Origin of the sequence: Kineococcus auxinigenes (assembly GCF_050871525.1) — a bacterium.
Classification (GTDB): Bacteria; Actinomycetota; Actinomycetes; order Actinomycetales; family Kineococcaceae; genus Kineococcus.
In genome coordinates this window covers 1-5,811 of sequence record NZ_JBKBCT010000122.1, presented here as the reverse complement: position 1 = coordinate 5,811, position 5,811 = coordinate 1, and the positions used below count along the sequence as shown (strand labels likewise).

The 5,811-nt window shown below is 75.7% G+C and carries 7 protein-coding genes and 2 tRNA genes; 5 read left to right on the top strand and 4 right to left on the bottom strand.

What is annotated here, in order from left to right; genetic code table 11:
* Positions 1–66 precede the first annotated feature (66 nt).
* The 3 genes from ACRYR9_RS19360 to ACRYR9_RS19350 form a co-directional block, all read right to left on the bottom strand.
* Positions 67–558 carry a methylated-DNA--[protein]-cysteine S-methyltransferase gene (locus ACRYR9_RS19360; protein WP_432499024.1) on the bottom strand — a complete coding sequence of 164 codons (492 nt, stop codon included), beginning with the start codon at positions 556–558 and terminating at the stop codon, positions 67–69.
* 14 nt (positions 559–572) lie between these two features.
* A complete protein-coding gene (locus ACRYR9_RS19355) occupies positions 573–2,048 on the bottom strand; it encodes a malate:quinone oxidoreductase (protein WP_432499026.1) in 1,476 nt (491 codons plus the stop codon).
* 107 nt (positions 2,049–2,155) lie between these two features.
* On the bottom strand, positions 2,156–3,310 hold the full coding sequence (locus ACRYR9_RS19350) for a PrsW family intramembrane metalloprotease (protein WP_432499028.1): 1,155 nt from the start codon (positions 3,308–3,310) through the stop codon (positions 2,156–2,158).
* 118 nt (positions 3,311–3,428) lie between these two features.
* Between ACRYR9_RS19350 and orn the strand changes: the two genes are divergently transcribed.
* Both orn and ACRYR9_RS19340 read left to right on the top strand, forming a co-directional pair.
* Positions 3,429–4,013 carry an oligoribonuclease gene (orn, locus tag ACRYR9_RS19345; RefSeq protein ID WP_432499039.1) on the top strand — a complete coding sequence of 195 codons (585 nt, stop codon included), beginning with the start codon at positions 3,429–3,431 and terminating at the stop codon, positions 4,011–4,013.
* A gap of 97 nt (positions 4,014–4,110) precedes the next feature.
* Positions 4,111–4,183: transfer RNA gene (locus ACRYR9_RS19340), tRNA-His, on the top strand.
* Here the strand turns inward: ACRYR9_RS19340 and ACRYR9_RS19335 are convergent.
* Positions 4,179–4,850, bottom strand: a complete 672-nt coding sequence (locus ACRYR9_RS19335; protein WP_432499031.1) for a hypothetical protein — start codon at positions 4,848–4,850, stop codon at positions 4,179–4,181. The genes ACRYR9_RS19340 and ACRYR9_RS19335 overlap by 5 nt on opposite strands.
* Positions 4,851–5,076: 226 nt before the next feature.
* On the opposite strand from ACRYR9_RS19335, the gene ACRYR9_RS19330 reads away from it, so the two are divergent.
* The 3 genes from ACRYR9_RS19330 to ACRYR9_RS19320 all read left to right on the top strand — a co-directional run bounded on the left by ACRYR9_RS19330 (position 5,077) and on the right by ACRYR9_RS19320 (position 5,775).
* Positions 5,077–5,289, top strand: coding sequence for a hypothetical protein (locus ACRYR9_RS19330; RefSeq protein ID WP_432499033.1), 213 nt, complete (start codon positions 5,077–5,079; stop codon positions 5,287–5,289).
* A gap of 135 nt (positions 5,290–5,424) precedes the next feature.
* The gene (locus ACRYR9_RS19325) at positions 5,425–5,610 is read left to right on the top strand and encodes a hypothetical protein (protein WP_432499036.1); all 186 of its coding nucleotides are present in this window, start codon (positions 5,425–5,427) and stop codon (positions 5,608–5,610) included.
* 92 nt (positions 5,611–5,702) lie between these two features.
* Positions 5,703–5,775, top strand: a tRNA-Lys gene (locus tag ACRYR9_RS19320).
* The last annotated feature ends 36 nt before the right edge of the window (positions 5,776–5,811 follow it).

Below are 5,811 nucleotides of genomic sequence, written 5' to 3'. Positions count from 1 at the left end.
CGTGATCTTGCACGATTGAGAGCTCAACCGTGCAAGATCACGACGGGGTGAGGGTTGGGGTGGGGGTCAGAAGAGGCGGCCGGCGTCGTCGGCGTCGGGTTCCTCCAGGGACAGCAGGAACCGCTTGCGCCACAGCCCGCCCGCGTAGCCCGTCAGGGCGCCGTCCGCGCCGACGACCCGGTGGCAGGGCACCACCACCGACAGCGGGTTGCGCCCGTTGGCGGAACCCACCGCCTGCGCGTACCCCGGCCCGCCCAGGGCGCGGGCCAGTTCCCCGTAGCTGCGCGTGGTGCCGTACGGGATCTCGAGCAGCGCCGCCCGCACGCGTGCCTCGAAGGCGTCCGCGCGCGGGGCCAGCGGCAGGTCGAACGCGGTGCGCTCCCGGGCGAAGTACTCCGCCAGCTGGGCGGCGACGTCGGCGAAGGCGCCGTCGTCGCGCTCGCCCAGCTCCGCCGGGAGCCCGCCGCGGTGGTCGGGGTACCAGACGCCCACCAGGCCGCGCTCGTCCCGCGCCGCGGTCAGGTCCCCCAGCGGGGAGGGCAGCACCGCGTGGCGCACCGCGTCGGCGCGGCTCAGGCGGCCAGGTGCAGCGCGTCGGCGGTGCGCGCCAGCGTCTTGACGAGCAGGTCGGGGTCGTCGGACAGCGGGCGCCCGTAGGAGGGCACCATGCCGGTCAGGCGCTCGCGCCAGGCGTCCTGGTGCGCCGGGAAGCACTGCCGCAGCAGCCGCAGCACGACGTCCACCGCGGTGGAGGCGCCCGGGGAGGCGCCCAGCAGCGCGGCGACGGAGCCGTCGGCGGCGTTGACGAGCTCGGTGCCGAACTGCAGCACGCCGCCGTGCGGGCCCTTCTTGATGACCTGCACGCGCTGCCCGGCGGTCAGCAGCTCCCAGTCCTCGGAGCGGGCGTCGGGGTAGAACACCTTCAGCGCCTCGATCCGCTGCTCCGTGGACTGCGTGAGCTGCTTGGCGAGGTAGGTCATCAGCGGCACGTTGTCGCGGGCCACGGCGAGCATCGGCAGCAGGTTGTCCGGCTTCACCGACAGCGGCAGGTCCAGCAGCGAGCCCTTCTTCAGGAACCGGGGGGAGAACCCGGCGTAGGGCCCGAACATCAGCGAGCGGCGGCCGTCCATGACGCGGCTGTCCAGGTGCGGCACGGACATCGGCGGGGCGCCGACCTCCGCCTGCCCGTAGACCTTCGCGGCGTGCTGCTCGACGACCCCGGGGTTCGTGCAGCGCAGCCACTGGCCGCTGACGGGGAACCCGCCGAACCCCTTGCCCTCGGGGATGCCGCTGCGCTGCAGCAGGTGCAGCGCACCACCGCCGGCGCCGACGAACACGAAGGGGGTGGCGACCTCGAAGGAGCCGCCGCCGGCGGCGGTGCCCTTCAGCGTCCACCCCGACCCGCGCCGGGTCAGGTCCGAGACGGTGTGACCGGTCAGCAGCTCCACGCCGCGGCGGGCCGCGCCGGTCAGCAGCGAGCGGGTCAGCGCGCCGAAGTCCACGTCGGTGCCGGCGGCCGAGCGGGTGGCGGCCACCCGCTCGCCGGGGTCCCGCCCGGCCACGAGCAGGGGCGCCCACCGCCCGATCTCGGCGTGGTCGGTGGACCACTCCATGCCGGCGAACAAGGGGTGCTGCGACAGCGCCTCGTGGCGGGCGCGCAGGAACTCCACGTCGCGCGAGCGCACGAAGCTCATGTGGGCGACGGGGTTGATGAAGGCGCCGGGGTCGGCGAGCACGCCCGTCTCGACCAGGTGGGCCCAGAACTGCCGGCTCACCTGGAACTGCTCGTTGATCGCGACGGCCTTGGTGATGTCCACGGTGCCGTCGGGGCGGGCGGGGGTGTAGTTCAGCTCGCACAGCGCCGAGTGCCCGGTGCCGGCGTTGTTCCAGGCGTCGGAGCTCTCGGCGCCGATGGCGTCGAGCTTCTCCAGCACCAGGATCGACCAGTCGGGTTCCAGCTCGGCGAGGACGGTGGCGAGCGTGGCGCTCATGACCCCGCCCCCGATGAGAACGGCGTCGTACCGGTTCGCAGCGGGCAACGGACTCACCCTCGTCTCTCGTGCGGCTCCATCGACCCTGGAAGGTTACGGCCTCGCGGGGCCGCACCGCCGCCGGGGAGGCCGCACGGTGCCCCAGGTCACACGTGAGACGCCTCTCACCGGCTCTGCGCCGGCCGTGCCGGGGCGGGGACCGGGGGCAGCAGCGCCAGCACGCGGGCCCGCTCGGCGGACAGCCGCTGCAGCAGCGCCAGCTCCTCCTCCGGCGAGCCCGGGTCGGTGCCGCGGCGCATCCGGTCGCGGCGGAAGGCCAGCGCGGTGGCGGTCTCCTGGAAGTCGCGCACGGCACCGGCGGCCGGGCGCCCGCCGGCGTCGCGGGCGGCGAGGCGGGCCGCGCGGCACTCGCGCGCCGAGGACAGCACGCGCACCTCCTCCGGCAGCAGCCAGCCGGTGCGCACGTACACCTGCAGGGATCGCTCCACCAGGCGCGCCTCGCGCGCGCGGGCGGCGAGGGCCACCCCCAGGGCTGCGGCGAACACCGGGACCTGCAGCAGCAGGTACAGCTCGATGAACACCGTCACGCCCGCCCCGGCGCTGGCGTTCCACAGCGAGTGCAGCCCGACGGCGAGCACCAGCCCGGCCACCGGCGCCACGACCCGCGCCGGCAGCGGCCCGCGCCCGACCGCCAGCCCCAGGCCCACCCCGACGGCCATGGTGAACAGCGGGTGCGCGAACGGCGAGACCAGGCAGCGCAGCACGAAGACCGTGACCAGCGAGGCGGGCTCGCCGTCGCCGAGGGCGCGGCCCAGGTACAGGACGTTCTCCAGGTAGGCGAAGCCCACCCCCACGAACGCGGCGTACACGATGCCGTCCACCACGCCGTCGAACTGCCGGCGCTGCTTGAGCAGCACCAGCAGGACGCCGAGGCCCTTGAGGACCTCCTCCACGACGGGCGCCACGAGCACGGAGGTGTTCGTCACGTCGCCGACGGCGCGGTCCAGCAGCCGCGAGGACAGGGAGTTGAGCACCAGGGCGCCCAGGCTGGCCACGCACGCCCCCCAGCCGAAGGCGAAGGCCAGCAGGTGCGGGGGCTCGGCCTCGTGGCGGTCCAGCCACAGCACGGCGGCCAGCACGGGCCCCACGGGGACGGCGGCCAGGGCCAGGGCGGGCAGCGCCCCGGACAGCCCGACCTCGGCGGTGACGGCCCCGAAGCTCAGCCCCCCGCACACCAGCAGCACGGCGACGGTGAGCACCAGCAGGGAGCGCCGGGGCGCGAGCGCCACCGAGGTGCTGCTGGGGGGGTCCGCCGGCACCCCGCGAGCGTAGCCGCGAGCCCGCGGGCCCGCTGACTACGCTGGGCGGGTGAGCAGCTCAACGCCGGCCGGGACCGGCGACCGCGTCCAGGACCGCATCGTGTGGATCGACTGCGAGATGACCGGCCTGGACCTGGGTCGCGACGCCCTCGTGGAAGTGGCCGTCCTCGTCACCGACGCCGACCTCAACGTCCTCGGGGACGGGGTGGACGTGGTGGTCAAGCCGCCGCAGGAGTCGCTGGAGGGCATGGACCGCGTCGTGGTGGACATGCACACCTCCTCGGGCCTGCTGGCCGAGCTGCCGGCGGGGCGGACCCTGGCCGAGGCGGAGGACGAGGTCCTGGAGTACGTGCGCCGGTGGGTGCCCGAGCCGCGCAAGGCCCCCCTGGCGGGCAGCTCGGTGCACACCGACCGCGCGTTCCTCGCGCGGGACATGCCGCGCCTGACCGAGCACCTGCACTACCGGCTCATCGACGTCTCCTCCGTCAAGGAGCTGGCGCGGCGCTGGTTCCCGCGGGTGTACTTCCACACCCCCCGCAAGCACGGCGGGCACCGGGCGCTCGCGGACATCCGCGAGAGCATCCAGGAGCTGAAGTACTACCGGGAGGTGCTGTTCGTGCCGCAGCCCGGGCCGGACTCGGACACCGCCAAGGCCGCCGGGCAGCGCCTGGAGCTGAAGCCGGAGCCGACCCCGGAGGCCTGAACCCGCACGGCCCAGCGGCCGGCCGCGGCGTTCGGGGCGGGCGCCGCGCGGCGTGTATGCTCACCGCGTCACGCCGTGCCCCGCACGACGTCACGTGGTGGGTGTAGCTCAGCTGGTAGAGCACCTGGTTGTGGTCCAGGAAGTCGCGGGTTCAAGTCCCGTCACTCACCCTTCGGGCGAGGCCCCGCCCCCTTCGGGGGGCGGGGCCTTCGTCGTCCCCCGCCCCCGGCCGGCCTGCTGCCGCGCCACGCGCAGCAGCTGCCCGTGCAGCCAGGCCAGGTAGGCGTCGCGGTCGGCGCGCAGGGCCAGGGAGACCACCGGCCCGGCGGGGCTCTCCCAGGCGCCGGGGCCGCGCACCGGCAGCACCACCACGTCGAGGGTGAAGGGCAGCACCCTCCGGCCGAGCTCGCGCTCCACCCGCGCCAGCAGCGTCGTCTCGAACAGGGCGACCGGGACGTCGGCGACGACCCGCGCCTGCTGCTGCCGGGCCCGCTCGGCCCAGGCGACGGCCTCGTCGACGCCCAGCTCGGCCAGGCCGCGCAGCTCCGGCATGCCCCGCAGCCCCGGGAAGGACGGCGGGAGCAGCGAGATCAGCGCCTGCGGGCCGCCGGGGAAGGCGCCGGCCCACCACCGGGCCCACTGCAGCGCGGCCGCCTCCCGGCCGGCCGGCGGGGAGGCGGCCGAACCCAGCGGGCGGGCCGGCGGGTCCAGCGGCGGCAGGTCGGGCAGCCCGGGCACGCCGGGCGGGCGCAGGCCGGCCGCGTCGCGCAGGTGCAGGGCCAGCAGCAGCGCCTGCGGCATGACGGGACGCACCCCCCACTGCCCGGCGCTGCGCACCGCACCACTGTGCGCGAGCTCACAGCCGGCGTCCAGGCGAACCGCCGGGGACGCCCGGGTGGCGACGAGGTGGTCCAGCGAGGCGCTCGGGCGGGGTGGTCCGGCGGGGTGGTCCGGTGGCGGGGACGTCCACCCCGTGCGGGGCCGGTGTCCTCCCGGGGGTGGACACCGGGGTGCGGCTGCGGGCCGATGCGGGCACCGGCCGCCCGCACCTAGCGTCCGGAGCGTGACCACGACCTCCTCGACCACCGTCCACGCCCGCACCGCGCACCTGCTGCCCGGTCCGCGCGCGACGGCCGCGCGCCGGCGCCGGCGACGGCTGGCCGCGGCGGTGGCGATGCGCCGCGGCCTGCTGACGCCGGCGCGGCACTCCGCCGCCCCGGCTCCCGCGCCGGCCCCGGGGATCGCGAGCGCGGGTTCCGGGGCGCGAGCGCGCTGACGGTGCGTGCCTGGGGGCGCGCGCGGGTTGCTCCGGACGTGTCCTCCCCGGCGGCTCGGCTCAAGCGGTGACCGGGCGGCGACGACGAGGTAGGGGTCAGCCCCCACCGCGGGCCCGTCAACACCTGGAGGACCCATGCCCCCCGAGAACGCGACGCGCGAGGGGGCCGGCGCGCCCGGCGTCGAGCCCGTCATGGAGATGCTCTCCGAGCACATCCCCCTGTCGCTGATCATGGACATCGCCTCGCCGGACGGACCCCGCTCGGAGGAGCTGCTCGTCAGCGAGGGCCTGCCCGACGGCGAGTGGTGGAAGCGGTCCTGAAACAGCCGCCGGTACCGGGGTGCGAACCCCTCCCGCACCCCGGTACCGGATTTCACCGCACCCCGTCGGGGCTGCTACAGTCTTCTCTCGTTGCGCCGTTAGCTCAATTGGCAGAGCAGCTGACTCTTAATCAGCGGGTTCGGGGTTCGAGTCCCTGACGGCGCACTCCCACGGCGAAGGGCGCCCACCCCCACAGGGGGT

Coding starts and splice junctions, on each gene's coding strand:
- orn (WP_432499039.1), top strand. CDS start 3,429: ATGACCGGCCTGGACCTGGGTCGCGACGCCCTCGTGGAAGTGGCCGTC.
- ACRYR9_RS19325 (WP_432499036.1), top strand. CDS start 5,425: ATGCCCCCCGAGAACGCGACGCGCGAGGGGGCCGGCGCGCCCGGCGTC.